We start from the raw sequence: 26,483 nt of genomic DNA, 5'->3' as shown, positions 1-26,483 counted from the left end.
CCGTCGTGGGTATCGCGATGACGGACGAGCAACGAGCACTGGCCGACGCCGTGTGCGCCGCGGCGCAGTCCCCGGACCCGGCCACGGCGATCGGCGGCATCGGGTTGCCGTCGATCGCCCTGCCGGAGTCGCTCGGCGGGGCGGGCGGCGGTGTGACGGACCTGGTGGCGGGAATCGCGGCCGCAGCGGGTGAGCTGGCGGGCGGCGCCGGATTCGGCACGATCCTCGCCGGGCTCTCGTGGGCCCAGCGGCCGGAGTCCGCTGTGGCCGCCCGGCATGCACCCGCCGTGGCCGCGGGCACGGTGCGGGCGGCGGTGGCACTCGATGCGGCGGATCTCGTCGCGTGGCCGGGCGGGGACGGCGGCCTCGTCGTCGACGGCACCACACCGGTGCTGGTGGACGGTCCCGACGCGGATGTGCTGGTGCTCGCCGCGCGCACCGGTACCGACGGTGCCGAGGGCGAGCACGTGGCGAGCGTGTCCGCTGCGGACACGGTGTGGTTCGCGGTCGAAGCAGGGCGAGTCCGGGTGGCCGAGCACGAATCGTTCGACCCGAGCCGCCGCGTCGCGACGGCGCAGCTCCGGGCGGTGACCGTGCCGGCGGCCGACGTGCTGGGCCGGATCGCGGTGCCGGAACTCGCGGCCACGCTGGCGGCCGCGGAGGCTGCGGGCGTGGCGGACTGGTGCGTGCGCACGGCGAGCGAGTACGCGCGGGTCCGGGAGCAGTTCGGCAGTCCCATCGGCGCGTTCCAGGCGGTGCAGCACCTGTGCGCGGAGATGCTGTGCCGGTCCGAGTCGGCCGCGGCGCTCGCGTGGGATGCCGCACGGGCCGCCGACACGGGCGACGGCGAGCAGTTCGCCGTCGCCGCGGCGGTCGCTGCTGCGGGCGCGCTCGACGCGGCCGTCGACACCGCCAAGGACTGCATCCAGGTGCTCGGCGGGATCGGCTTCACCTGGGAGCACGACGCGCACCGGTACCTGCGCCGCGCGGTGTCGTTGCGTCAGCTGCTCGGTGGCACGGCGCGGTGGCGCTGCCGTGCGGGGGAGCTGACCCGGGGCGGTCTCCGGCGCGGTGTCGAGGTCGACGTCGACGCCCACGCCGGCAGCGGCGCCCCCGAGGGGGAGGCACTGGCCGAGACGCGCCGCGCAGCGGCCGCACTGGCGGCTGAGGTCGCCGGCCTGGCCGGGAGTGACGCCCGGGTGCGGCTCGCCGAGAGCGGTTACCTGGCGCCGCACTGGCCTCGGCCGTACGGGCTCGACGCCACGCCGGCCCAGCAGCTGGTGATCGACGCCGAGTTCGATCGCGCCGACGTGACGCGGCCCGACCTGGTGGTCGGCGCGTGGGCGCTGCCGACCATCCTCGAACACGGCTCCGAGGAGCAGCGGCGACGGTTCGTCCTGCCGACGTTGCGCGGCGAGGTGACGTGGTGCCAGCTGTTCAGCGAACCCGGAGCAGGATCCGACCTCGCGTCCCTGCGCACCTCGGCGGAACGGGCCGAGCGCGAGGGCGTCGCCGGATGGCGACTTTCCGGTCAGAAGGTCTGGACCTCGCTCGCGCACGAGGCGGACCGGGCGATCTGCCTTGCCCGCACCGACCCGGACGCCCCGAAACACCGTGGCATCACGTACTTCCTCGTCGACATGCGGGCGCCGGGCATCGAGGTGCGGCCGCTGCGCGAGATCACCGGTGAGGTGCGGTTCAACGAGGTGTTCCTGGACGGGGTGTTCGTTCCGGACGCCGATGTCGTGGGTGAGGTGAACGGCGGGTGGTCGCTCGCGCGTACGACCCTCGCCAACGAGCGCGTCGCACTCGGCGGCGGATCGGCCGTCGGCGAGGCCGTGGAGGAACTGCTGGTCGCGCAGCCCGACCTGGATGCGGAACGTCTCGGTGCGCTGGTCGTCGACGGGTCGGCCGTGTCGGTTCTCGGCGTGCGGGACACGGTCCGGAGGCTCGGGGGCGGTCAGCCCGGTGCGGAGTCGAGCGTGCAGAAGCTGCTGGGGGTGCGGCACCGGCAGGAGGTCGCCGAGACGGCACTGGAGGTGCGGGGTTCCCGCGGAGTCGTCGTCGACGAGGCGACGTCGGCGGCGCAGCACGAGTTCCTGCTCACGCGGTGTTTGAGCATCGCGGGCGGGACGACGCAGGTGCTGCTCAACGTGGTGGCGCAGCGGTTGCTGGGCCTGCCTCGCCGCTGACGGGCGTTCCCGGGCCGTTGCGGTGTTGGGCGCGGGTCCATTCGAGAAACCGTTCCACGCCGCCGACGACGTGGGCGCTGCGGATCGACGGGAAGATGTCGAACGCGTGCTGTGCGCCCGGGATCTCGGCGTAGGCCACGGGCTGCGGCGAGACGGCGCGCAGGGCGTCGACGAACCGGCGTGCCTCGCGGACGGGTACGAGGCTGTCCAGGTCGCCGTGGATCACGAAGAACGGCGGTGCCGCGTCGGTGATGCGGTCCAGCGGGGAGGCGGCGACGTAGTCCTCGTGGGTCGGGTCGGGGCCCATGACGAACCGCGCCAGCAGGCCGCGCATCCGAGCGGCGCTGGCGCGGGAGCCGCTCGTCGCGGCGAAGTCGTAGACGCCGTAGTGCGGTACGCAGCCCTGCACGCTGGTGTCGCTGTCGGTGAAGCCCGGCTGGAACGCGGGGTCGTTCGGGGTCAGTGCCAGCAGCGACGCCAGGTGCCCGCCCGCCGAACCGCCCGTGGTGACGACGAACGAGGGATCTCCGCCGTAGTCGGTGATGTGGTCCCGGATCCAGGCGAGGGCGCGTTTGGCGGCCACGATGTGCTCGGGCCAGCGGGACCGGGGCGAGAGCGGGTAGTTGATCGCCACGCACGTCCAGCCGCGCCGGGCCATGTGCAGCATCAGCGGGACGCCCTGCTCGTTCTTGCTGCCGGTCATCCACGCGCCGCCGTGCACCTGCAGCAGCACGGGCCTGCCGGTGCCGGGTTCGCTCGGCCGGTAGACGTCCAGCAGGAACCGGCGTCCGCCCTGGGCGTAGGCGATGTCGCGGTCGCGCCGGACACCGCGGGTGTCCATGCGGAACGGGAACGCCAGCCTGCCCCACGGTGTCGCCACGTCGTCGGGTGTGCGCTCACCGGTCGCGGCGCGGTGGTCCGGACCGAGGGCGTCGGTGAGAGCGGTGTCGACGACGTCACGGGCGCGGCGGGCGGATGCGATGAGGGTGGCGAGTCCGCCCGCGGACGCGGCCGCCATCGTCAGGCCGGCGGGGTCGCTCGTGCGGCGGTGACGGACGAGGTGGGCGGCCGTGTCGGCGGCGGTGAGCGCGAGCAGGTGCGGCGCGAGTTCGGAGGTCAGCCAGCCTGCGACGAAGGTGGGGACGGAGACCCGGTGTCCGGACCACGGCCGGATCGCGTTGGTGGTCAGGGCCAGTTGCAGCGCTCGGCGCGCACGGAACAACGCGTGCATGCGGCCAGCGTATCCGGGAACCGGTGGCGTCCTGTGTCGAGAACTGGTTCCTCCCTTGGAAATCGGGAGCGTCCTTGCCAGCGGGTGCATCCATCCAGCAAACTAGAACATGTTACAAATATCGATGGTGTCGGACCGGCGGGTCGCGGTCGTCGTGGGGACGGTCCTGCGGCGCTCGCGAGGACCGGCGACGCCGGACGGCGCTGGACGAAGGAGTCGCGTGGATTTCACTCCGGACGAGACGCAGCGCACCGCGTCCGAACTCACGGCGGGTGCACTGGCCCGGGCCGCGGGCGATGGCGGCGGTGCCGCCGACGGGGCCGAGGCCTGGCGCGGACTGGCCGATGCCGGACTGCTCGCCCTCGCCGTGCCGGAATCGCTCGGCGGGGACGGGCTCGGTGCCGCGGAGACGGCCGCCGTGGTGCGGGAGGTCGGCCGCGCCGGCTCGCACGCGCCCGCGTGGGCGACCCTGACGCTCGGCCTGGCGCCACTCGTGGACCTCGGTGCGGCCGAGCGGTACGCCGGCCTGCTGCAGGCCGTGGCGGCGGGGGACGCGCTGCTGACCGCCGCGTTGCACGAACCCTCGGCCCCGATGGCCGAACGTCCCGCGACCACCGCGACCACCGCGTCGGCTCCGGGGCAGACGGCCGCGGCCACGACGTGGCGGCTCGACGGAGTGAAGACCGCGGTGCCGCTGGGTGCCGAGGCCGAGCGGATCCTCGTGCCCGCCACCGTCGTCGGCGGCGGTACGGGCGTGTTCCTGCTCGACCCGTCGGCGCCCGGTGTGCAGGTCGTCCCGGCGCCCACGGCGTCGGGCGCGCCGGAGGCGGGCCTGCGGCTCGACGGAGCCGAGACGGGACCGCCGCTGGGTGCCGCCGGTGACCCCGGCGGTGCGCTGCGGGCGCTGCACCGACACGCGCTCTCCGGGGCCGCGGCGTTCGGCGACGGACTGCTCGCCGGGGCCCTCGGGCTCACCACGCAGCACCTGGCGACCCGGGAACAGTTCGGCCGCCCGCTGGCCACGTTCCAGGCCGTGGCGCAGCAGGTCGCGGATGTCTACGTAGCCGCGCGCACGGTGCACCTGGCCGCGGAGTCGGCGTCCTGGCGGCTCGCCGAGGGGTCCGGCGCCGACGCCGATCTCGAGATCGCGGCGTACTGGCTGGCCGAGCAGGCGCCCCCGGCGATGGCGACGTGCCACCACCTGCACGGCGGTATCGGCCTCGACGAGACCTACCCGCTGCACCGGTACTCATCCCTGTTGAAAGACCTGGTTCGCGGCATCGGCGGGATGTCGCTGCGGCTCGACCGGGTCGGTGCGCTCGCCGGAGGTGCCGCCTGATGGACATCGCGCTCACCGCTGAGCAGGAGCGGCTGCGGGACGAACTGCGCCGGTACTTCACCGGGCTCGTCACGCCGGAGGAACGCACGCTGCTGCTCAGCGAACGGCACGGACCCACCTACCGCGAGGTGGTACGGCGGATGGGCCGAGACGGGTGGCTCGGCGTCGGCTGGCCGAAGGAATACGGCGGCCTGGGCTTCGGGCCGGTCGAACAACACATCTTCGCCGACGAGGCCGCCCGTGCCGACATCCAGCTGCCGGCGGTGACGCTGCAGACCGTCGGGCCGACGCTGCAGCGGTTCGGCACCGAGGAACAGAAGCGCCGCTTCCTGCCCGCGATCTTGGCGGGCGAGGTGCACTTCGCCATCGGCTACAGCGAACCGGAGGCTGGCACCGACCTCGCGGCCCTGCGCACCACGGCGGTCCGCGACGGCGAGTCCTATGTGGTCAACGGGCAGAAGATCTTCACGACGGGCGGCCACGACGCCGACTACATCTGGCTCGCGGTCCGCACCGATCCCGGCGCGCTGTCGGACGAGAACCGGCGGCGGCACGAGGGCATCTCCATCCTCATGGTCGACACGTCCGATCCGGGCTACTCGTGGACACCGATCATCACCTGCGACGGCGCGCACCACGTCAACGCGACCTACTACTCGGACGTGCGGGTCCCGCGGGCCATGCTGGTGGGTGAGGAGAACGCCGGGTGGAAGCTCATCACGACCCAGCTCAACCACGAGCGGGTCATGCTCGGGCCCGCCGGCCGGATAGGCGGGCTCTACGACCGGGTGCGCCGCTGGGCGGCCGAGCGGTCGACTCCCGACGGCACGCCGCTGCTGGACCTGCCCGACGTGCGCCGCGCGCTCGGTGAGATCCACGCCGTCACCCGCGTCAACGAACTGCTCAACTGGCAGGTCGCGGTGTCCGAACCCGGGTCGGTGGCGGACGCCTCGGCCACGAAGGTGCTCTCGTCCGAGCGGCACCAGCGGGTGAGCAGGCTGCTGGAGGAGCTGGTCGGCAGGCACGGCGATCCGTCCGATCCGGACACGGCCGAACTCGCCGCCTGGCTGGACACGCTCACGAAACGCAACACCGTGCTGACGTTCGGAGGCGGAGTGAACGAGATCCAACGGGAACTGATCGCACAGTTCGGACTGGGACTGCCGAGGGTGCCGCGATGAGCGCGGCCGCGGACCGTGCCACCACAGACAGTGCCACTACGGACGGCGCCGCCACGGACGGCGCCGCCACGGACGGCGCCGCGGCGGACGGTCGCGGCGACCCGGCCGGTGCCGGCCGGCGCATCGAGGAGGCCGCGCGCGAGATCACCGAGGCCGGACCGTCGGCTCCTGAGCCGGCGCGGGATCCGGTGAACCAGGCGATGATCAACAACTGGGTCGAGGCGATCGGCGACGCGAACCCGGTGTACACCGACGCGGAGGCGGCGGCTGCATCCGTGCACGGCGAACTCGTCGCCCCGCCCGCGATGGCCCAGGTGTGGACGATGCGCGGACTGTACGGGGTGCGGCCCCCCGACGATCCGCTCCGCCGGGCGACCGAACTGCTCGACGAGGCGGGTTACACGTCGGTCGTGGCGACCGACTCGGCGCAGACCTACCACCGCTATCTGCGCCCCGGTGAGCACGTCGCCGCATCGTCGGTGCTGGAGAACATCGTCGGGCCGAAACGGACCGCGCTGGGGGAAGGCTGGTTCGTCACCACCCGCACGACCTGGTACGTCGGTGACGAGGCCGTCGCGGAGATGACGTTCCGGATCCTGAAGTTCCGGCCGCCGGAACAGCAGGCCACCGGCCACTCCACGGGGACAACCAACGCAGGGACAACCGGAGAAGCAGGGACAACCGGAGAAGCAGGGACCACGGCGGGCGGGCGCGATGCCCCGTCCGGTGCGGCGACGACGGACACGGCCGGCAGTGGTGACGACGGCCGTGGTGACTCCGGCACTGGTGACTCCGGCGGTGGTGAGGGGCGGGCGGCCGAGGCCGCACAGGTGCTGCGTCCGGTGGTGACGCGGGACAACGCGTTCTTCTGGGACGGTCTGCGTGAGGGCGAGCTGCGCATCCAGCGCTGGGGCGAGACACTCCGGCATCCGCCGGGGCCGATGCCGCCGGACGGTGACCTGAATGCCGAACCGGACTACGTGGTCGCGGCGGGAACCGGGACCGTCTACAGCTTTCTCGTCCATCATCATCCGCCGGTGCCCGGCAAGCAGCTGCCGTTCGTGCTCGCGCTGGTCGAACTGGATGAGGGCGTGCGGATGCTCGGCGAACTGCACGGGGTGGACCCGGCCGACGTCCACATCGGGCTCGCGGTGGAGGCGAGCTTCGACCGGATCGACGACGAGCTGACGTTGCCGGCATGGAGGGTGCGGTCATGACCATCACCGTGGGTACGGAGCTGCCACCGCTGACCGTCGAGGTGACGCCGACGTTCGTGGTCGCCACGGCGCTGGCCACCCGGGACTTCCAGGACGTGCACCACGACCGTGATGCCGCCGTCACGCGCGGGTCGCGGGACATCTTCCTGAACATCCTCACCGACACGGGCCTGGTGCAGCGGTTCGTCACCGACTGGGCCGGACCCGACGCGCTGGTCCGGTCGGTCGACCTCCGGCTCGGCGTGCCGTGCTATGCGGGCGACGAACTGACCTTCACCGGCAGTGTGGCGGAGGTCGACGGCCACGACGTGACCGTGTCGGTCTCCGGTACGGACAGTCTGGGGCAACACGTGTCGGCAACGGTACGGATCGAGGTGGCGGCATGACGGCGCTCAGCGGGACGGCGGCGATCGCCGGCATCGGCGCGACCGAGTTCTCCAAGGACTCCGGCCGCACGGAACTGCGGCTCGCGACCGAGTGCGTCTCGGCGGCGCTCACCGATGCGGGGCTGGCGCCGTCCGACGTGGACGGTCTGGTGACGTTCACGATGGACGGCAACGCCGAGATCGCCGTCGCGCGGGAACTGGGCATTCCCGAGTTGACGTTCTTCAGCCGCATCCACTACGGCGGCGGTGCGGCCGCCGCCACCGTGCAGCAGGCCGCGATGGCCGTCGCGACCGGGATGGCCGACGTCGTCGTGGCCTACCGTGCCTTCAACGAGCGCTCCGGCAGCCGATTCGGGCAGGTGTCCTCGGCGGTCGCCCAACAGGTCAACACCTCGGGCGTGGACAACGGCTACCACTACCCGGCGGGTCTGGCGACCCCCGCGGCGACCGTCGCGATGGTGGCCCGGCGCTACCTGCACGAATACGGGGCCAGCAGCGAGGACTTCGGCAGGATCGCCGTCACGGCGCGCGCCCGCGCCGCGACCAACCCGCACGCGTGGTTCCACGGCAAGCCGATCACGCTGGCCGACCACCAGGCCTCCAAATGGGTCGCCGAGCCGCTGCACCTGCTGGACTGCTGCCAGGAGAGCGACGGCGGCGTCGCGCTGGTCGTGACGAGCGCGGAGCGGGCCCGCGACCTGCGCAGACCGCCCGCGGTCATCGCCGGCGCGGCCCAGGGGAGCGGGCCGGACCAGTACATCATGACCAGTTACTACCGCGACGATCTCGCCGGACTGCCCGAGATGGGCGTCGTCGGACGCCAGCTGTGGCGGCAGTCGGGCCGCACGACGTCCGATGTGGACGTGGCCGTGCTGTACGACCACTTCACCCCGTACGTGCTGATGCAGCTGGAGGAACTCGGGTTCTGCGGCCGTGGCGAGGCGAAGGACTTCATCGCCGACGGCAGGCTGGACCTGGACGGGCAATTGCCGCTGAACCCGCACGGCGGGCAGTTGGGCGAGGCCTACATCCACGGGATGAACGGCATCGCGGAGGCGGTGCGGCAGCTGCGCGGCACCGCGGTCAATCAGGTCCCGGGCGCGGAGACGGCACTGGTCACCGCCGGTACCGGCGTGCCGACCAGCGGCCTCGTCCTCACCGCGCCCTGACCGCGTGTCCTGCGTTCGTGCCCGCGTGTTCTGCACCCGGACACGCATGTCCTGCGTTCGTGCCCGCGTGTCCTGCGCTCGCGGGGTTTCTGACCCTGCGCGGCCCCCAGCCGTGCCGGTCCCGCCCGGCACATCGCAGCTCCGGCGCGGTTTGCGGCGGCCGTGTGACGCCTGACCCCCGCACCTGCCGGTCGTGCGGGTGCGGGATCAGGCGTGGCGGCCGGGTCAGGCCGGTTCGAGTACGGCGTCGGAGAGGACCGCGGCGTCGTCGCGGTCGGGGGAGGTGACGCTCACGAGGATCCGGCCGCCCTCGTGCCACATGCGCACGCGCAGCGTCTCGCCCGGAAGCACGATGCCGGCGAAGGTCGCCGACCACGAGCCGACGCGGGTCACGTCGCCGTCGAGGGCGGCGTCGGTGACGGCCTTGGCGACCATGCCGTAGGTGCAGAGGCCGTGCAGGATCGGTGCGTCGAAACCCGCTCCGCGGGCGAACTCGGGGTCGGAGTGGAGCGGGTTGCGGTCGCCGCAGAGTCGGTACAGCAGCGCCTGTTGCGGCAGCGTCGGCACGTCGACGAGAAGGTCCGGGTCACGTTCCGGCGGTGCGATGCGGGCCGAGGCACCGCGGTGGCCGCCGAATCCGCCTTCCCCGCGGGCGAAGATGCTCGACCGCGCCGTCCACAGGGGATCGCCCGATTCGCCGGTGACCTCCGTCTCCTGGACGATCACCGCGGCCTTGCCCTTGTCGAGCACGTCGGCGATGCGGCTGTGCGCGGTCGCCGTACCCGACACGGGTAGCGGCCGGTGTGCGACGACCTGCTGCGTCCCGTGGACGACCTTCGCGAGGTCGATGTCGATGCCGGGAAACCGGACGGCGGGCGGTTCGGTGGCGCGGATCGTGGCGGCGACGGTGGCGAACGTCGGCAGCACCTGAAGGTCGCGTTCGGTGGCATAGCGGAGTTCCCGGGGTTCGGTCGGTGCCGACCCCGCGCCGAGTGCGAGGTGGTACAGCAGCACGTCGGAGACGCCCCACGAGAACGTGGTCTCGCCGAGGTCGGCGCCGATCGCGCGGTCGGGGTCGATGGGCATGGCGCGGCTCCTACTCGTAGCTGATCGACACGTCGTCGGTGAGCGGCAGGGACTGGCACGCGAGCACGATGCCGTCGGCGACGTCGTCGGAGTCGAGCACCTCGTTGTTCAGCATCTTCACCTCGCCGGAGGTGACCCGGCACGCGCAGGCGCTGCACTGGCCCTCGCGGCACGAGTACGGGGCGTCCCGACCCGCGGCCAGCAGGACATCGAGCAGCTTGGCACCGCGTGGCCAGGAGTGTTGCGTGGTCGTGCCGTCGAGGTCGACGGTGATCCGCGCCGGCGCCTCATCGGTGCCGTCCGGTGTGCCGTCCCCCGCGCTGACGTCCTCGCTGCGGTCGTCCTGGCCACCGAGGTCGGACCCGTCGTCCCCGGCGGAGTCGGAGGCGGCGGCCGGTGCGGCGTTCGCGGCGAGGTCACCGGTGCCCGGTTCGGCAGCCGCAAACGGATCGCCGCCGAGCGAGACGAACGTCTCGCGGTGGATCCGCGCCCGTGGGGTGCCTGCGGCCTTGGCCGCCGCGACCACCGCACGCATGTACGGTGCGGGACCGCAGACGAACGTCTCGCGGCCGGCCAGCAGCTCGGCGATCGGAGCCAGCCGCTCGGTGGTCGGCAGCCCCTGCAGCGTCTCGAGCCAGTGCACCACGGTGAGCCTGCCCGGATACGCCTCCTCGAGCTCGCGCAGCACGCCCGCGAAGATCACCGACGGTTCGTCGGCGTTGGCGTAGACCAGGGTCATCGCGCCCGTCCCGTGGGCGAGCACGGACCGGACGATCGACAACATCGGGGTGATACCGCTGCCGCCGGCGAACAGTGCGAGGTCGGCGTCGAGGTCGGCGGGGGTGAACACACCGCTCGCCGGCAGGACGTCGAGTTCGTCGCCCGCGGCGATGTGGTCGCACAGCCAGTTCGAGGCGTAGCCGTCGCGTTTGACGGTGACCTGTGGGCGGTCCCCGGTGTAGGGCGAGCTCGACAGGGAGTAGCACCGCGCCACCGGTCCGCGTTCGTCCCCGGGCACGCGCACCGTGAGGAACTGGCCCGGCCGATAGTCCAGTTCCGCGTCGAACACGATCGACCGTGCCGCCGCGGTCTCGTCCACCACGGTCTCGTCCACCACCTCGGCGACGCGGAGTCGCTGCACCCGCACCGTGCCGTCACCGCTCATAGCCGAATGCTCCGTCCCGTTCGGCGGTCGTGATGCTCTCGCGCAGGCGCTCACACGTGCCGGCGCGAGCGGCGGGGACGCCGCTCGCGACCCGTTCGGCCAGCACCGGGCAGCTCGTCGCCGCGTCGCTGATCCACTGGATGCTGGTGTGCTCCGGGCTGTTCTTCTTGACCAGGACCGTCGTCGCACAGGCGTGGCAGGCGACCGGGACGAGTCCCGCGGTGAGGAACTCCTCCCGGTCGGCGCGGGTCTGGGCGCGGACGGCCTCGGCACGTGCCGCGTCGGCACCCGAGGGCGTTGCACCCGAGGGCGTTGCGTCCGGGGACGTTGCACCCGGGGACGAGGTACCCGACGCCGCACCGGACGACGCCGCACCGGACGACGCCGCCCCGGACGGGGTCGCGCCGGGGTCGGCCGCTGCGGTGTGCGGGGAGCTGGTGTCGGCGGTCACTCAGGACACTCCCGCCTGGTCGGCCGCTGCCTCCTGCTGCTGCCGGGCGAGGTTGTCGGCGACCTCCTGCTCCCAGACCTGGTTGGCGCGGGTGACGTCCACTTCGAACTCGAACCGCCGCGTCATGTCCTCGTCGATGTCGTCGACGTCCACATAGAACTGCTCGTACCACCGGCGCAGCTGGTAGACCGGACCGTCCTCCTCGCACAGCAGCGGGTTGTCGATGCGGGTCTTGTTCTTCCAGATCTCGACGTCCTGGAGGAATCCGACGCCGACGCCCTCGGCGAACTTCTGCGCGATCTTGTCGGCCTGGACGCCGTCGACGCCGGGCGGTTTGCGCACCGCCACGCCCCACTGCAGCACGAACGACGTCGGGCTGACCGGGTAGTGGCAGTTGATGAGCACCGTGTCGATCTTGATGCCTTTGTAGTCGTTGTGCAGCGTGTTGATCATGTACGCGGGGCCGTAGTAGGAGGCCTCGGATTCGAGGAGGTTGTCCTCACCGCCGTAGTTGGACGACATGCCCATGTCGGCGCGGCCCTTCGAATTCAGGTACTGCGAGGCGATGTGGCCTTCGAAGACGTTCTTGAAGTACGTCGGGATGCCGTAGTGGATGTAGAAGAAGTGGGCCATGTCGACGACGTTGTCGACGATCTCGCGGCAGTTGGCGCCCTCGATGGTGACCGAGTCCCAGGTCCAGTTGCTCCACTCGTCGGTGAAGATGCCGTCGATCCGGGGGATCGTCACCTCCTCGGGTGGCGGGTTGCCCTCGGGGTCGTGCCACACGAACAGCTGCTTGTTCTCCTGCAGCGTCCGCCACGCGCGGGTGCGGGCCCGGAGCGGAACCCGCTTGGCGTAGGGGATCGACTTGCATTTGCCGTCGCCGCCCCAGCGCCAGTCGTGGAACGGGCACGCGACCTCGTTGCCCTTGACCTCGCCCTGCGTCAGATCGCCGCCCATGTGGCGGCAGTACCCGTCGAGCACGTTGATCTCACCGTCGGCGCCCTGGAACACGACCAGCTTGGTGCCGAACGCGTGGACGGCGTGCGGTTTGCCGTCGGCGAAGTGCTCGACGAGGCCGAGACAGTGCCAGCCGCGGGCGAACCGTTCGGGCGGCGCGCCGACGTCGATCGTGCGGACGGAGCCTGCCTGCGTCATGACGAACCTCCAGCTCTCCGGGCTGCTCTGCCCGTGGCGCATGCCCCGCTCCTCCCGTCGGCGGGCGGCGGGGGCGGTGGCACGTGCCTGTCGTAGTGAATGCCGGTCGACGACGCCTACCATAGATGAGAACGTGTTCCAGTTCTAGCGGGGATCGGCAACGCGTTTCGCCGCGTCGCGGGTCGGCGCGCAGGGGTGTGTCGCGATGGTTTCGGCCTGGCGACGCCGTGTTCGGCGGATTTCTCTCCTGGTCAGGGCCCGATGCAGTGACAAAAACAAGAACGTGTTCTACTCTGGCGGCAGGACACCGAGCAGGCGGACCTCCGGGTTCGGCGGAGAAGGAACGAGGAAGGTATGAGCGAGCAGGGCGCGCACGCGGTGATCGCCGGGATCGAAGAGTTGCTGCCCGTGCTGCGGGAGCGTGCACAGGAAGCCGAGGACGCACGGAGGATTCCCGACGAGTCGATCAAAGCCCTGCAGGAGACCGGGTTCTTCAAGCTGTTGCAGCCGAAGCCCTACGGCGGCTACGAGGCCGACCCGGTCACCTTCTACACGGCCGTCAAGCTCGTCGCGAGCGCGTGCGGGTCGACCGGCTGGGTCGCCTCGATCCTCGGCGTGCACCCGTGGCATCTGGGCCTGTTCGAGGCGCAGGCACAGGAGGACGTCTGGGGTGGCGGCGCGGGCAGCGACGGCAGTGCCGGCCCTGACACGCTGATCTCCTCGTCGTACGCGCCGATGGGGAAGGCGACCGTCGTCGAGGGCGGATACCGGCTCAGTGGCAAGTGGAGCTTCTCGTCGGGCTGCGGCCACGCGACGTGGGTGCTGCTGGGTGCGCCCGCATTCGACGCCGAGGGCAACGCCGTCGACTTCTGCACCTATCTGCTGCCCGCAGCCGACTACGCGGTGGACGACGTGTGGGACACGGTCGGCCTGCGCGGTACGGGCAGCAACGACATCCTCGTCGAGGACGTGTTCGTGCCGAAGCACCGGACGTTGAGCTTCCTGCTCACGTCCAAACTGGATACGCCGGGACAGCAGGTGAATCCGGGGCCGCTGTACCGGTTGCCGTACGGATCGGTGCATCCGAGCACGATCACGGCGCCGATCATCGGCATGGCGCAGGGCGCCTACGACGCGCACGTCGAGCACCAGCGCAGGCGGGTCCGCGCCGCGTATGCGGGGGAGAAGTCGCAGGAGGACCCGTTCGCCAAGGTGCGGATCGCCGAGGCCGCCAGCGAGATCGACGCCGCGTGGCTGCAGCTGACCCACAACATCGACGAGCTCTACCAGCTGGCCTGCCGCGGCGAGAAGCTGCCGTTCGACACCCGGCTGCGCGTCCGGCGGGATCAGGTACGTGGCACCGAGCGGGCGATCGCCGCCATCGACCGGCTCTTCGAGAACTCCGGGGGTCGCGCGTTGCGGACGGGCACGCCGATCCAGCGGTTCTGGCGGGACGCGCACGCGGGCCGGGTGCACGCGGCCAACGATCCGGAGCGGGCCTACACGATGTTCGGCACCGGCGAGTTCGGCCTGCCGGTCGAGAACGCGATGGTCTAGGGGGCCGCATGTCCGACACCGCCGAGGAGGGCGACATGAGCGAGGGTTCGTACGTCACGACCGCCGACGGTCTGCGGTTGCACTACCACGAGGCGGGCACCGAGCACGCCGAGGTGGTCATCCTGCTGCACGGTGGCGGACCCGGGGCGTCGGCGTGGAGCAACTTCTCCCGCAACATCCCGGAGCTGGCCAAGACGTTCCGCACGATCGCCGTCGACCAGCCGGGCTTCGGCCGCTCCGACAAACCGACCGACCATCCGCAGTACTTCGTGCACAGTTCGACCGCCGTCGTCGGCCTGATGGACGCACTCGGCATCGAGAAGGCTCACCTGATCGGCAACTCGCTCGGTGGCGGGACGGCGGTACGCCTGGCACTGGACCACCCGGACCGGGCGGGAAGGCTCGTGCTCATGGGCCCGGGCGGGCTGAGCGTGAACCTCTTCGCGCCCGATCCGACCGAGGGTGTGAAGAACCTCGCCCGATTCGCCGCGCCGCCGGGGCCGAGCAAGGAGAAGCTCGAGGAGTTCCTGCGGGTGATGGTGTACGACCAGTCGCTGATCACCGACGAGCTGGTCGAGGAGCGGTTCGCCGCGGCGAGCACGCCGGAGTCGCTGGCCGCGATGGCGGCGATGGGCGCCTCGTTCGCGGGGCCGGACTACGAGCTGGGCATGCTGTGGCGCGAGGCGCATCGGCTCCGGCAGCGCGTGTTGCTGATCTGGGGTCGGGAGGACCGCGTCAACCCGCTCGACGGAGCGCTGGTGGCGCTGAAGACGATTCCGCGCGCGCAGTTGCACGTGTTCGGCCGGTGCGGCCACTGGGCGCAGCTGGAGTGTTTCGACGAGTTCAACCGGATCGCGACCGACTTCCTCGAGGACACGTGATGAGTATTCGTTCACTGGCATACCTGCGCATCGAGGCCACCGACATGGCGGCGTGGCGCGAGTACGGACTCAAGGTCCTCGGCATGGTCGAGGGCGAGGGCCGGAACCCGGACGCGCTGTACCTGCGCATGGACGACTTCCCGGCGCGGCTGGTGATCGTGCCGGGCCAGGCCGACCGCCTCGCGACCGCGGGCTGGGAGACGGCCAACGCGGCCGGTCTGGAGGAGGTTCGGCAGCGGCTGTCGGCCCACGGCGTGCCGTTCAAGGAGGGCACCGCCGAGCAGACGGCCGATCGCGGGGTCGACGAGCTGATCGAGTTCAGCGACCCGTCGGGCAACACGCTCGAGGTGTTCCACGGCATCGCATTGCAGCACCGCCGGGTCGTGAGTCCGTACGGGCACCGGTTCGTCACCGGTGAGCAGGGGCTCGGGCACGTGGTGCTGTCCACCCACGACGACGGGGCGGCGCTGGAGTTCTACCGGGACGTGCTCGGCTTCCGGCTGCGGGATTCGATGCGGCTGCCGCCGGAGGCCGTGGGCAGGCCCGCCGACGGAGATCCGGCGTGGCTGCGGTTCTTCGGCTGCAACCCGCGGCACCACAGCCTCGCGTTCCTGCCGATGCCGACGCCCAGCGGGATCGTCCACCTCATGGTCGAGGCCGAAAACACCGACGACGTCGGCCTGTGCCTGGACCGGGCGCTGCGCAGGAAGGTGCCGATGTCGGCCACCCTCGGCCGGCACGTCAACGACCTGATGCTGTCGTTCTACATGAAGACGCCCGGCGGGTTCGACGTCGAATTCGGCTGTGAGGGCAGGCAGGTCGACGACGACACCTGGATCGCCCGCGAGAGCACCGCGGTGAGTCTGTGGGGACACGACTTCTCGGTGGGCATGGCATGACCTCCGCTCCGGACGCAGTGGATTCGACGGGCGCAGTGGATTCGACGGGCGCAGTGGATTCGACGGGCGCAGCGGGTTCGGCCGACGCCGTGGGTTCGGCCGACGCGGTGGACGTGTCCGCACGGTTCCGGTCGGTGCTCGGTCACTTCTGCACCGGTGTGGCGATCGTGACGGCGTGCGAGGACGGCGAACCCGTCGGGTTCGCGTGCCAGTCGTTCACCGCGCTGTCGCTCGAGCCGCCGCTGGTGTTGTTCTGTCCGGCGAGGACCTCGGGCACGTGGCCGGTGATCGAGCGGGTCGGGCGGTTCGCGGTGAACGTGCTGGCGGGGGAGCAGCGGGACGTCAGCGCCGTGTTCGGTTCCCGTGGTGCGGACAAGTTCTCGTCGGTGTCCTGGACACCCGCGCCGAGTGGCTCCCCGCTACTGGACGGAGCCCTCACCTGGGTGGACTGCGCCGTCGAGACCGTGCACGAGGCCGGTGACCACTACGTGGTGATCGGCAGGGTCGTCGCGCTGGGGGAGGCGTCGGCCCGGCGGCCGTTGCTGTTCTACCGCGGCGGTTACACGGTCACCGAGGCGGCGCCGGACGCGATGCCCGGAGGGCCGCGGCCCGACGACTGGTTCTGACCCAGCAGGTGGGACCGCCGGGGTCAGGGGCCGGTGACCACGCCCGCACCGGCGCCGGGCCGCGGGGATAGCCTGCAGCCATGACGAAGGTTGCCGTGGTGACGGGTGCAGGGACAGGAATCGGCAGGCAGGTCGCGCGGGCGCTGCTCGGCGAGGGCTACGGAGTCGCGCTGGCCGGGCGCAGGCGGGAACCGCTGCAGGAGGTGGCGGGTGGGTCCGCCGAGGCGCTGGTCGTGCCCACGGACGTCACCGACCCGGACTCGGTCGCCGCGCTGTTCAACGCGGTCCGTGAGCGATGGGGCCGGATCGACGTGCTGTTCAACAACGCGGGCACGACTGGCACGCGCGGGTCGGTGGACACGCTGCCGGTCGAGGACTGGAAGGCGATCGTCGACGTCAACCTCACCGGCATGTTCCTGTGCGCTCAGCAGGCCGTGCGCATGATGAAGGACCAGTCCCCGCAGGGCGGGCGCATCATCAACAACGGATCGATCTCGGCGCACACGCCGCGTCCGGAGACCGTCGCCTACGCCGCCACCAAACACGCGTTGACGGGCCTGACCAAGTCCATCGCCCTCGACGGCAGGCCGCACGACATCGCCTGCGGGCAGATCGACATCGGCAACGCCGCCACCGAGCTGACCAGTGGCTTCTCCGACGTCGGCATGCCGCAGGCCGACGGCAGCCTCAAGCCGGAGCCGACGTTCGACGCCGCCCACGTGGCCGACGCGGTGCTGACCATGGTCAACCTGCCGTTGTCGGCGAACGTGCCGTTCCTGACGATCATGGCCAACGGCATGCCGTTCATCGGCCGCGGCTGACCGCGACCGAGGGGAGCGGCCGGGCCGGCCCCCGTCGGTGTCCGCCCCGGGCGGAGGGGACGGCGCTCCGCCCGGGGCGGAGGTCACAGGCGTTCGAGGATCGTGGCCGTGGACATGGCGCCGCCCGCGCACATGCTCACCAGTGCCGTCGCCCCGTCACGCCGTTCGAGCTCGTGCAGCGCTGTGGTGAGCAGGCGCGATCCGGTGTTGCCGACCGGGTGGCCCAGCGCGATCGCGCCGCCGTTGACGTTGACCAGGTCCGGGTCGGGTTTGTGCACCTGTTGCCAGGACAGCACCACCGACGCGAACGCCTCGTTGACCTCGAACAGGTCCAGATCCCCGATCGTCATGCCCGCCCGGTCGAGCACACGCTGCGTGGACTGGACCGGGCCGTCGAGGTGGTAGTACGGCTCGGCGCCGACGAGTGCCTGAGCCCGGATGCGTGCCCGCGGGCGCAGGCCGAGGTCACGGGCCCGAGTGGCATCCATGATCAGCACGGCCGAGGCGCCGTCGGAGATCTGCGACGACGTTCCCGCGGTGTGCAGGCCGCCGTCCAGTACGGGCTTGAGGCGGCCGAGAGCCTCGCGGCTGGTCTCGCGCGGCCCCTGGTCGCGAGTGGCGAGCCGGTGCTCACCCGTCGGTGAGCCGTCGTCGCCCAGTACGGGTGCGGTGACGGCGACGACCTCGCGGTCGAAGCGGCCCTCGTCCCAGGCGGCAGCCGCCTTCTGCTGGGAGGCGAGGCCGAAGGTGTCGAGGTCCTCGCGCGTCAGGTCGCGGCGGCGGGCGATGCGCTCGGCCGCGCTGTACTGGTCGGGCAGGTCCACCGACCAAGACTCGGGCCTGCGGTGTGTCGTGCCGACGACGTTCGCCCCCAGCGGTACGCGACTCATGGCTTCGACGCCGCAGGCGATGCCCACGTCGATCGCGCCGGTGGCGACGAGCCCGGTGACCAGGTGTGCCGCCTGTTGGGCGGAGCCGCACTGGGCGTCGATGGAGGTCGCCCCGCACGCCTCGGGCAGGCCTGCATGGAGCCAGGCGGTGCGCGCGACGTTGCCCGCCTGCTCGCCGGCCTGGGTGACCGTGCCGCTGATGAGCTGTTCGACCTCGGCCGGATCGATGCCGGCCCGGTCCAGGACGGCGGTCTGGGCTGCGCCGAGCAGCTCGGCGGCATGCAGACCGGCGAGGTCCCCGCCGCGCTTCCCGATCGGCGTTCGGACGGCTTCCACGATGACCGGATCGCCCACGTCACACTCCTCCGTATGTCGGCTTCCCTTCAAAAGTAGAACATGTTCTTGTCTAGATCAATGTGACCACGCAACCCTTTCCCGGAGGAGCTGTTCGGTGGCTGTCCGTGATCAAGTTGATCCCAATCGATTCAGTAAACGGGGTTCACTCAATCTCTTCACCGAGTTAACGCCGTATGCTTCACTCGGCGAGTAGAACGAGTTCCATGACGCTGCTCGCGGAGGTCCGGCGCATGACGACGTCACTGTTGCCCAAAGGTTTCGATTTCACCGATCCCGATCTGCTCGCGCGGCGACTGCCGCTCGACGAACTGGCGCTGCTGCGCCGCACCGCACCCGTGTGGTGGAACGACCAGCCGCACAACGTGGCGGGCTTCGGCGACGACGGCTTCTGGGTGGTGACCCGCCTCGAGGACGTCAAGACGGTCTCGAAGGACAGCGAGCTGTTCTCCTCGAGCGAGAAGACCGCGATCGTCCGGTTCGACGAGAACATGGACGAGGACGGCCTCAACGCCAACCGCCTCGTGCTGCTCAACATGGACGCGCCGCAGCACACGAAGCTGCGCCGGATCGTGTCCAAGGGCTTCACGCCGCGTGCGATCAACAGGCTCGAAGAGGGCCTGCGCGAACGTGCGCGGCAGATCGTCGCCGACGCCAAGGAGAAGGGTTCCGGCGACTTCGTGCAGGACGTGGCCTGCGAACTGCCGCTGCAGGCGATCGCCGACCTGATCGGCATCCCGCAGGAGGACCGGCTGAAGATCTTCGACTGGTCCAACCAGATGATCGGCTACGACGACCCCGAGTACGACGTGGACCCGTTGACGGCCTCGGCCGAACTGGTCAGCTACGCGTTCGCGATGGCGGAGGAGCGGCGGCAGAACCCGACCGACGACATCGTCACCAAGCTCGTCCAGGCCGATGTGGACGGTGAATCGCTCGCATCCGACGAGTTCGGCTTCTTCGTCATCCTGCTGGCGGTGGCGGGCAACGAGACCACGCGCAACGCCATCACCCACGGCATGAAGGCGTTCCTCGATCATCCGGAGCAGTGGGACCTCTACAAGCGCACGCGCCCGGAGACGACCGCCGACGAGATCGTGCGGTGGGCGACACCGGTCGTGGCGTTCCAGCGCACGGCCACCGCCGACACCGAGTTGGGCGGCCAGCACATCCGCAAGGGCGACCGCGTGGCGATGTTCTACAGCTCGGCCAATTTCGACCCCGAGGTGTTCGACGAACCGGAGACGTTCGACATCCTGCGCGACCCGAATCCGCACGTCGGTTTCGGCGGTACCGGGGCGCACTACTGCATCGGCGCCAACCTGGCGCGGCTGGAGATGAACCTGATCTTCAACGCGATCGCCGACGCCATGCCCGACATCCAGGAGGTCTCGCCGCCGGAACGACTGCGCTCCGGTTGGCTCAACGGCATCAAGCACTACCAGGTCGCCTACGAGTAACCGGCCCGCCGAACCACCCGACGAACACGCGCGCACCCGCCGGGTGCGCGCGTGTTCTGCGTTCGGCACCGCGTGTTCTGCGTTCGGCACCGCGTGTTCTGCGTTCGGCACCGCGTGTTCTGCGTTCGGCACCGCGTGTTCTGCGTTCGGCACCGCGTGTTCTGCGTTCGGCACCGCGTGTTCTGCAGTCGGCACCGCGTGTTCTGCAGTCGGCACCGCGTGTTCTGCAGTCGGGCATCACGGGCCCTGCGCCCGCACGTCGTCCGGCGGCCGCCTGGCGCGGTGCGCTCGCGTGTGGCTGGCCCGTCTGTTGTCCGGCCGCCGGCCCTCGGCGTCGCGTTCACGCGGGGTTGCGCGCCTTCCGGGCTCCGCGCGGGTGTGGCGCGGTAGCCGGTGTGTTCGGAGAGCCGGGACCGGCGTCGGAACCGGCGGCGGGACCGGCGCAGCGGTGTGCCGGAACCGACGCAGCGCTGTGCCCCGGTCGCCGACGTCGGCGACCGGGGCACAGGGTGAGCGGATCAGGCGGGCTTGCCGGCGCCGACCAGCCACATGGAGAAGTACTGGGAGCCGCCGCCGTAAGCGTGGCCGACCGCCGTGCGGGCACCGTCCACCTGGTAGTCGCCCGCGCGGCCCATGACCTGTTTGGCCGCCTCGGAGAATCGGAGCATGCCGGAGGCGCCGATCGGGTTGGACGACAGCACGCCGCCCGACGGGTTGACCGGTAGTGTGCCGCCGAGCGCGGTCTCGCCCGCCTCCGTGAGCTTCCAGCCCTCGCCGTCGGCGGCGAAGCCGAGGTTCTCCAGCCACATGGGTTCGAACCACGAGAACGGCACGTAGATCTCCGCCGCGTCCACCTGGGACAGCGGGTCGGTGATGCCGGCCTGCCGCCACAGTTCCGTGGCCGCGTCCCGGCCCGCCTGCGGGTTGACCTGGTCGCGGCCGGCGAACGTGGTCGGTTCGGTGCGCATCGCCGTCGCGTGGATCCAGGCCGGAGCCGGGGCGTCGTCACCTGCCCGTTCGTCCCCGATCACCATCGCGCAGGCACCGTCGGACGACGGGCACGTCTCGTCGTAGCGGATCGGATCCCACAGCATCTGCGAGGCCTGCACGGATTCGACGGTGATCTCGGACTGGCGCAGATGGGCATGCGGGTTCAGCGCGCCGTTACGGCGGTCCTTCGCCGCAACGATCGCCCCGACGTGTTCCGGGGCCCCGGACCTGCGCAGATAGGAGCGCACATGCGGGGCGAAGTACCCGCCCGCGCCCGCACCCACCGGCATCGTGAACGGAACCCGGATGGACAGCGCCCACATCGCATTGGACTCTGACTGCTTCTCGAACGCCACGGTCAGCACCCTGCGGTGCACCCCGGACTGCACCAGGCTCGCGGCCACGAGCGCGGTCGAACCGCCGACCGAGCCTGCGGTGTGGACGCGCAGCAGTGGTTTGCCGTTCGCGCCGAGCGCGTCGGCGAGGAACAGTTCCGGCATCATGACGCCTTCGAACAGGTCGGGCGCCTTGCCCACCACGACGGCGTCGATATCGGACCAGGTCACGTCCGCGTCGACCATGGCACGGTCGACCGCCTCGCGGAGCAGTCCCGGCATCGAGACGTCGGTGCGCTTGCTGCGGTGGTGCGTCTGCCCGGTGCCCAGGACCGCGGCGCGTTGCTTGGTCATCTGTCAGCCCCTCTCCAGGACGGTGACCAGGTTCTGCTGCAGCGCGGGACCGCTCGTGGCGTGACCGAGAGTGCGGGTGGCGTCGCCGTCGAGGATGCGCTGTGCGGCCTCGCCGATCCGCGCGAGCCCGGCCGAGAACATCGGGTTGCCGGTGAGCGTGCCGCCGGACGGGTTGATCCGTACCTCGTCGCCGAGCCCGAGCTCGGTGCGCACGATCAGTTCCTGGTGGGTGAACGGTGCGTGGATCTCGGCGATCTCGACTCCGTCGGTGCCGACCGCCTCACCGGCGATGCGTGTCGACGGCGAGGTGGTGAGGTCGCGGGCGCCGAGCGACGGTGTGTCGATGCGATGGTCGATACCGTTGATCACGGCGGGCCGCTCGGCGAGGTCGCGGGCCCGGTCGGCCGCGGCGAGCACGATGACCGCGGCACCGTCGGTCACCGGGGCGATGTCGTGGCGGCGCAGCGGATCCGCGACCGGTTCGGAGTCGAGCAGGGCCGCCACATCGGTCTCGCCGCCGAACTGGGCCCGGGGATTTCCGGTGGCGTCCCGCCTGCTGCGGGCTGCGACCTCGGCGAGGTCCTTCTCGGTCCACCGGCCGGACTCCAGTCCCAGCCGGGCCTGCAGCGCGGCGATACTTACCGAGTCCGGCCACAGCGGTGCGACCGTGTACGGGTCCAGCTGGAGCGAGAGCACGCGCCGCAGCTCGCCCGCCGAGGACTTGCCGAAGCCGTAGACGAGGGCCGTGTCGACCTCGCCCATGCGGATCTTCAGCCACGCCTCGTACAGCGCCCACGCCGCGTCCATCTCGACGTGCGACTCGTGGATCGGCGGGAAGGCGCCGATCGCATCGACCGCCGAGATGAACGAGAACGCCCGCCCCGCCAGATAGTCCGACGATCCGGAACACCAGAAACCGATGTCGGTCTTGGACAGTCCGGTGCGGGTGTAGACCTCGTCGAAGATCGGCACGAGCATCTCGACGCCGTTGGTGGTGCCGTGGGTCCGCCGCACGTTGGGTGCCTGCGCGAACGCGACCACCGCGACTTCCGTCATGACTGGCCTCTCTACAGGTGGTGGGCGTACGACGCGTACGGCGCGTCGGCCTCGCCCGTCGGTTCGAAATGCGCGATGTTCTCGAGCGTCGTGGACCACTCCTCACGCGGTCTCCACGCGGCGCGCACGCGCATGCCCATGCGCACCTCGGAGGCCTCGCAGCCGAGCACGAGGTGCAGGAAGGGGATGTCGGCGCCGTCGAGCAGGATGTAGGCGCCGACGTACGGCGGCGTGATGCGCTGGCCGAGGAACGGCACGTTGACGATGCAGAACGTCGTCACGATCCCGGTGTCCGGCAGTTCGACCTCGTCGGTGGTCGGCACGCCGCAGGTCGGGCATGCGCCGCGTGGCGGGATGTAGACCTTGTGGCAGCCGGGGCAGCGCTGGCCCAGCAGCCGGCCGTCGGCGAGTGCCCTGAGGTAGCGGCTCTCCTCGAGGGAGGCCGAATGTGTGTAGTTCAGGTGCACCGGGGTGATGACGGTGTCGATCACGCCGTCGTCGGCGTCGGTCTTCGCCGCAGGGGGAGCGGGTGCCGTCGGCGCCGCGTCGGCGGGCGGATCCGCCGCGGGCACGAAGTAGGCGATGTCGCGGATGTGCCCGACCGGTTCGTCGGCCCAGCGGACCCGGACGCGCTGGCCGGTACGGGCCGACGCCGGGTCGCCGCCGGTGTCGAGGGCGTGCAGCAGGGCGGTGTCGGCGCCGTCGAGGCGGATCAGTGCCCAGGCGAACGGCCGCTGCACCGGCTGACCAGGCAGCGGGTCGGCGACCCACGACCACGACACGACCGTGCCCTCGGCCTCGACGTCGACCAGCTCCTCGAGCGGTTCGGCGGTGCCGGGGTCGTATTCGACCGGGGGTACGTGGACCCGGCCGTCGGAGCCGCGGACGCCGAGAATGCGGCGCTGCGCGAGCGCGGTCATGAACCGCCCGAGTACGGGGCCGACCGAACGGGTGTAGTCGAAGCCGATGTCGAGCGGGGCGGACAACGGCTGTTCTGGCGTCTCGGCTGGTTCGGATTCGACAGCAGTCACGCAAGAAAGTGAAACACGTTCTCGATATGTTCGGCAACCCGTTCCTATGTTGCAACGGAGAGGGTTGCCCAAATGTGGAACGAGTTCTAGATTCGCGGATATGACCTCGACGAATGCTGCGCGCCCCGCGACCGACCGCCCCGCCGAGACCGTCGGACTGTGGAACATCGCCGCCGAACGTCCCGAGCTGACCGCCGCCGTCGATCCCGACGGCACCGAGGTCACCTACGGGCAGCTGGCCGCCAAGGCGAACACGTACGCCCGCGGTCTGCAGGCGCTCGGCCTGGAGACCGGGGACGCCATCGTGGTGCTGCAACCGAACGGGGTCGAGCTCGTCGCCGCCTACTTCGCGGCGATCCAGTCGGGCCTGTACGTGGTCATGGCGAACTGGCACCTGACGGGCCCCGAGGTGGCGTATCTGATCACCGACTCGGGGGCGAAAGCCCTGCTGGTGCACGAGCGGTTCGCCGACACCGCCGTCGCCGCCGCCGACGAGGCGGGTCTCGACGCCCGCTGCAGGTTCGCCGTCGGCTCCGTGGACGGCTTCCGCCGCGTCGAAGAGCTCGGCGCCGGCGAGGGCGACGGTAGGCCGCCGCGGCGCACGGCCGGTTCGCCGATGCTCTACACCTCCGGCACGACCGGTAAGCCGAAGGGGGTTCGGCGCCCGTTGACGGGAGCGGATCCCGACGAGGTGTCACCGGCCAACCGCGGGTTCTTCGCGATCTTCGGCATCGAACCCTTCGACGGGCACGTGCACCTGTGCGGTTCGCCGCTTTACCACACCGCCGTGCTCAACTTCGTGGCGATCTCCATCCAGCTCGGGCATCCGGCGGTGCTGATGGACCGGTGGGACCCCGAGGAGATGCTCCGGCTCATCGAACGGCACCGGGTGACCCACAGCCACATGGTGCCCACCCAGTTCCGCAGGCTGCTCGCCCTGCCGGACGAGACCCGCCTGCATTACGACGTGTCGTCGCTGCGCGTGATGATCCACGGCGCCGCTCCGTGTCCGGACGAGATCAAACGGCGGATGCTCGACTGGTGGGGCCCGGTGGTCACCGAGTACTACGCCGCGACCGAGGGCGGCGGGACCGTCATCAGCGGCACGGAGTGGTTGCGCAAGCCCGGCTCGGTGGGCAGGCCGTGGCCGAACTCCACCGTGAAGATCCTCGACGACGACGGCAACGAGCTGCCCGCGGGGGAGACGGGGTCGGTCTACCTGCAGATGGGCGGCTCGCGGTTCGAGTACCACAACGACCGGGACAAGACCGAGCGCGCGAAGGTCGGCGAGCTGTTCACGCTCGGCGATGTCGGTCACCTCGACGAGGACGGGTACCTGTACCTGCACGACCGCAAGAGCGACATGATCATCTCCGGTGGTGTGAACATCTACCCCGCCGAGATCGAAGGCGAGTTGGCCGTGCATCCCAAGGTCGCCGACGTCGCCGTGTTCGGTGTGCCGCACGACGACTGGGGTGAGGAGATCAAGGCCGTCGTGCAGCCCGCCGAGGGCGTCGACGGTTCGGCCGCGCTGACCGAGGAGCTCCTGGACTACGCCCGCGGGCGGCTGGCGAAGTTCAAGCTGCCGAAGAGCATCGACTACCGCGACAGCCTGCCGCGCGACCCCAACGGCAAGCTGTACAAGCGGCGCCTGCGTGATCCGTACTGGGAGGGCCGCAGCCGCGCCATTTGAGCTATCCGGGTGCTCGGCCTCGAGATTCGTCGAGGTCGAGCACCCGCCTCTGTGGCCCATGCGAAACGCCCCCGGGGCGCCCCGGGGGCGTTTCGCATGTCAACGGGCGCGGAAGTTCGGGGTGCGTTTCTCGGCGAACGCGCGCGGGCCCTCCTTGGCGTCCTCGCTCGCGAACACGCCGACCCCGTACTGGGACTCCAGTTTGAAGGCCTCCTCCTCGTGCATGCCCTCGGTGTCGCGCATCGTGCGGAGGATGGCCTGCACCGCGAGCGGGCCGTTCGCGGCGATGGTGTCGGCGATCTCCAACGCCGTGTCCAGGGCACTGCCGTCGGGGACGAGGCGGCCCACCAGGCCGATGTCCCGTGCCTCGGCGGCGGTGACGTGCCTGCCGGTCAGCAGGATCTCCGCGGCGACCGTGTAGGGGATCTGCCGCGGCAGGCGTACCGCCGACCCGCCGAGCGGGAACAGCCCCCAGCGCGCCTCGGAGACGCCGAACTTCGCGCTCTCACCCGCGACCCGGATGTCGGTGCCCTGGAGGATCTCGGTGCCGCCTGCGATCGCGGGGCCTTCGACGGCGGCGATGAGCGGCTTGGTCAGCCTGCGGCCTTTGAGCAGGCCGTCCATGCGGCTCGGGTCGAACGTGCCCTTGTCGAACGCGTCCGAGGGCCGGTTGCTGTTCATCGCCTTCAGGTCCGCGCCTGCGCAGAAGGTGCCGCCCGCGCCGGTCAACACGCAGCTGCGGATCTCGGCGTCCTCGTCGACCCGGTCCCAGGCCTCGGCCATGATCGCGAGCATGTCGGCCGTGAGCGCATTGCGCGCTTCCGGTCGGTTCATCGTCACCACGAGGGTGTGTCCCCGTTGTTCCACCAGAGCGTGCGCCTCGGTCATGTACGTCCTTTCGCCGGTCGGGATGCGGCGCCGGGGGTGCGCGGTCGCCGCGGGCACCGGCGTGGCCGGTGCG

23 protein-coding genes are annotated in these 26,483 nt (G+C 71.0%); 13 read left to right on the top strand and 10 right to left on the bottom strand.

Annotated features, from left to right (window positions below):
• The first annotated feature begins 17 nt into the window (after positions 1–17).
• On the top strand, positions 18–2,192 hold the full coding sequence (locus tag FB384_RS19445; protein ID WP_221213441.1) for an acyl-CoA dehydrogenase family protein: 2,175 nt from the start codon (positions 18–20) through the stop codon (positions 2,190–2,192).
• Here FB384_RS19445 and FB384_RS19440 read toward each other — a convergent pair.
• Positions 2,149–3,423 (bottom strand): alpha/beta hydrolase, encoded by a 1,275-nt coding sequence (locus FB384_RS19440; protein ID WP_183786113.1) that lies wholly within the window; start codon positions 3,421–3,423, stop codon positions 2,149–2,151. The genes FB384_RS19445 and FB384_RS19440 overlap by 44 nt on opposite strands.
• 220 nt (positions 3,424–3,643) lie before the next feature.
• On the opposite strand from FB384_RS19440, the gene FB384_RS19435 reads away from it, so the two are divergent.
• The 5 genes from FB384_RS19435 to FB384_RS19410 are packed head-to-tail and all read left to right on the top strand — an operon-like array spanning position 3,644 to position 8,715.
• Positions 3,644–4,762, top strand: coding sequence for an acyl-CoA dehydrogenase family protein (locus tag FB384_RS19435; protein ID WP_183786111.1), 1,119 nt, complete (start codon positions 3,644–3,646; stop codon positions 4,760–4,762).
• Positions 4,762–5,943 (top strand): acyl-CoA dehydrogenase family protein, encoded by a 1,182-nt coding sequence (locus FB384_RS19430; protein WP_183786109.1) that lies wholly within the window; start codon positions 4,762–4,764, stop codon positions 5,941–5,943. The genes FB384_RS19435 and FB384_RS19430 overlap by 1 nt, the downstream gene beginning before the upstream one ends.
• On the top strand, positions 5,940–7,160 hold the full coding sequence (locus FB384_RS19425) for a bifunctional MaoC family dehydratase N-terminal/OB-fold nucleic acid binding domain-containing protein (protein ID WP_228726484.1): 1,221 nt from the start codon (positions 5,940–5,942) through the stop codon (positions 7,158–7,160). Before FB384_RS19430 ends, FB384_RS19425 begins: the two co-directional genes overlap by 4 nt.
• Complete coding sequence (locus FB384_RS19415; RefSeq protein WP_183786107.1) at positions 7,157–7,546, top strand: hotdog family protein; 390 nt, start codon at positions 7,157–7,159, stop codon at positions 7,544–7,546. The genes FB384_RS19425 and FB384_RS19415 overlap by 4 nt, the downstream gene beginning before the upstream one ends.
• Positions 7,543–8,715, top strand: a complete 1,173-nt coding sequence (locus FB384_RS19410; protein ID WP_183786105.1) for a lipid-transfer protein — start codon at positions 7,543–7,545, stop codon at positions 8,713–8,715. Before FB384_RS19415 ends, FB384_RS19410 begins: the two co-directional genes overlap by 4 nt.
• A gap of 225 nt (positions 8,716–8,940) precedes the next feature.
• Here FB384_RS19410 and FB384_RS19405 read toward each other — a convergent pair whose 3' ends face one another.
• The 4 genes from FB384_RS19405 to FB384_RS19390 are packed head-to-tail and all read right to left on the bottom strand — an operon-like array spanning position 8,941 to position 12,575.
• Entirely contained in the window at positions 8,941–9,801 is an 861-nt protein-coding gene (locus FB384_RS19405) for a MaoC/PaaZ C-terminal domain-containing protein (RefSeq protein ID WP_183786103.1), read from the bottom strand.
• A 10-nt stretch (positions 9,802–9,811) separates the two neighbouring features.
• A complete protein-coding gene (locus FB384_RS19400) occupies positions 9,812–10,966 on the bottom strand; it encodes a ferredoxin--NADP reductase (protein WP_183786101.1) in 1,155 nt (384 codons plus the stop codon).
• The gene (locus FB384_RS27360; protein ID WP_323985317.1) at positions 10,956–11,417 is read right to left on the bottom strand and encodes a hypothetical protein; all 462 of its coding nucleotides are present in this window, start codon (positions 11,415–11,417) and stop codon (positions 10,956–10,958) included. The genes FB384_RS19400 and FB384_RS27360 overlap by 11 nt, the downstream gene beginning before the upstream one ends.
• The gene (locus tag FB384_RS19390; protein WP_183786408.1) at positions 11,418–12,575 is read right to left on the bottom strand and encodes a Rieske 2Fe-2S domain-containing protein; all 1,158 of its coding nucleotides are present in this window, start codon (positions 12,573–12,575) and stop codon (positions 11,418–11,420) included.
• Positions 12,576–12,929: 354 nt separating this feature from the next.
• Here FB384_RS19390 and hsaA point away from each other — a divergent pair, with 354 nt between their 5' ends.
• The 5 genes from hsaA (at position 12,930) to FB384_RS19365 (ending at position 17,359) form a co-directional block, all read left to right on the top strand.
• Entirely contained in the window at positions 12,930–14,132 is a 1,203-nt protein-coding gene (gene hsaA / locus FB384_RS19385) for a 3-hydroxy-9,10-secoandrosta-1,3,5(10)-triene-9,17-dione monooxygenase oxygenase subunit (protein WP_183786099.1), read from the top strand.
• Between the two features lie 8 nt (positions 14,133–14,140).
• Positions 14,141–15,013 (top strand): 4,5:9,10-diseco-3-hydroxy-5,9,17-trioxoandrosta-1(10),2-diene-4-oate hydrolase, encoded by an 873-nt coding sequence (hsaD, locus tag FB384_RS19380; protein ID WP_372497673.1) that lies wholly within the window; start codon positions 14,141–14,143, stop codon positions 15,011–15,013.
• The gene (hsaC, locus tag FB384_RS19375) at positions 15,013–15,912 is read left to right on the top strand and encodes an iron-dependent extradiol dioxygenase HsaC (RefSeq protein WP_183786097.1); all 900 of its coding nucleotides are present in this window, start codon (positions 15,013–15,015) and stop codon (positions 15,910–15,912) included. The genes hsaD and hsaC overlap by 1 nt, the downstream gene beginning before the upstream one ends.
• The gene (gene hsaB, locus FB384_RS19370) at positions 15,909–16,538 is read left to right on the top strand and encodes a 3-hydroxy-9,10-secoandrosta-1,3,5(10)-triene-9,17-dione monooxygenase reductase subunit (RefSeq protein WP_183786095.1); all 630 of its coding nucleotides are present in this window, start codon (positions 15,909–15,911) and stop codon (positions 16,536–16,538) included. The genes hsaC and hsaB overlap by 4 nt, the downstream gene beginning before the upstream one ends.
• A gap of 80 nt (positions 16,539–16,618) precedes the next feature.
• Positions 16,619–17,359, top strand: coding sequence for an SDR family oxidoreductase (locus FB384_RS19365; protein WP_183786093.1), 741 nt, complete (start codon positions 16,619–16,621; stop codon positions 17,357–17,359).
• 83 nt (positions 17,360–17,442) lie between these two features.
• Here the strand turns inward: FB384_RS19365 and FB384_RS19360 are convergent, their stop codons facing one another.
• Positions 17,443–18,603 (bottom strand): steroid 3-ketoacyl-CoA thiolase, encoded by a 1,161-nt coding sequence (locus tag FB384_RS19360; RefSeq protein WP_183786091.1) that lies wholly within the window; start codon positions 18,601–18,603, stop codon positions 17,443–17,445.
• 233 nt (positions 18,604–18,836) lie between these two features.
• On the opposite strand from FB384_RS19360, the gene FB384_RS19355 reads away from it, so the two are divergent.
• Positions 18,837–20,063 carry a cytochrome P450 gene (locus tag FB384_RS19355; RefSeq protein WP_183786406.1) on the top strand — a complete coding sequence of 409 codons (1,227 nt, stop codon included), beginning with the start codon at positions 18,837–18,839 and terminating at the stop codon, positions 20,061–20,063.
• Between the two features lie 518 nt (positions 20,064–20,581).
• Here the strand turns inward: FB384_RS19355 and FB384_RS19350 are convergent.
• The 3 genes from FB384_RS19350 to FB384_RS19340 are packed head-to-tail and all read right to left on the bottom strand — an operon-like array spanning position 20,582 to position 23,829.
• On the bottom strand, positions 20,582–21,742 hold the full coding sequence (locus tag FB384_RS19350; protein ID WP_183786089.1) for a thiolase domain-containing protein: 1,161 nt from the start codon (positions 21,740–21,742) through the stop codon (positions 20,582–20,584).
• Positions 21,743–21,745: 3 nt separating this feature from the next.
• On the bottom strand, positions 21,746–22,798 hold the full coding sequence (locus tag FB384_RS19345; protein WP_183786087.1) for a thiolase domain-containing protein: 1,053 nt from the start codon (positions 22,796–22,798) through the stop codon (positions 21,746–21,748).
• Between the two features lie 11 nt (positions 22,799–22,809).
• Positions 22,810–23,829 carry a Zn-ribbon domain-containing OB-fold protein gene (locus FB384_RS19340; protein ID WP_258935901.1) on the bottom strand — a complete coding sequence of 340 codons (1,020 nt, stop codon included), beginning with the start codon at positions 23,827–23,829 and terminating at the stop codon, positions 22,810–22,812.
• 100 nt (positions 23,830–23,929) lie between these two features.
• Here FB384_RS19340 and FB384_RS19335 point away from each other — a divergent pair, with 100 nt between their 5' ends.
• A complete protein-coding gene (locus FB384_RS19335) occupies positions 23,930–25,522 on the top strand; it encodes an acyl-CoA synthetase (RefSeq protein ID WP_183786083.1) in 1,593 nt (530 codons plus the stop codon).
• A 99-nt stretch (positions 25,523–25,621) separates the two neighbouring features.
• Here FB384_RS19335 and FB384_RS19330 read toward each other — a convergent pair whose 3' ends face one another.
• The gene (locus FB384_RS19330; RefSeq protein ID WP_183786405.1) at positions 25,622–26,410 is read right to left on the bottom strand and encodes a crotonase/enoyl-CoA hydratase family protein; all 789 of its coding nucleotides are present in this window, start codon (positions 26,408–26,410) and stop codon (positions 25,622–25,624) included.
• Positions 26,411–26,483 lie beyond the last annotated feature (73 nt).

It is taken from the genome of Prauserella sediminis (assembly GCF_014195435.1).
Taxonomy (GTDB): domain Bacteria; phylum Actinomycetota; class Actinomycetes; order Mycobacteriales; family Pseudonocardiaceae; genus Prauserella; species Prauserella salsuginis.
The sequence above is the reverse complement of the archived record's forward strand: the minus strand, read 5'-3'. Positions and strand labels throughout refer to the sequence as shown.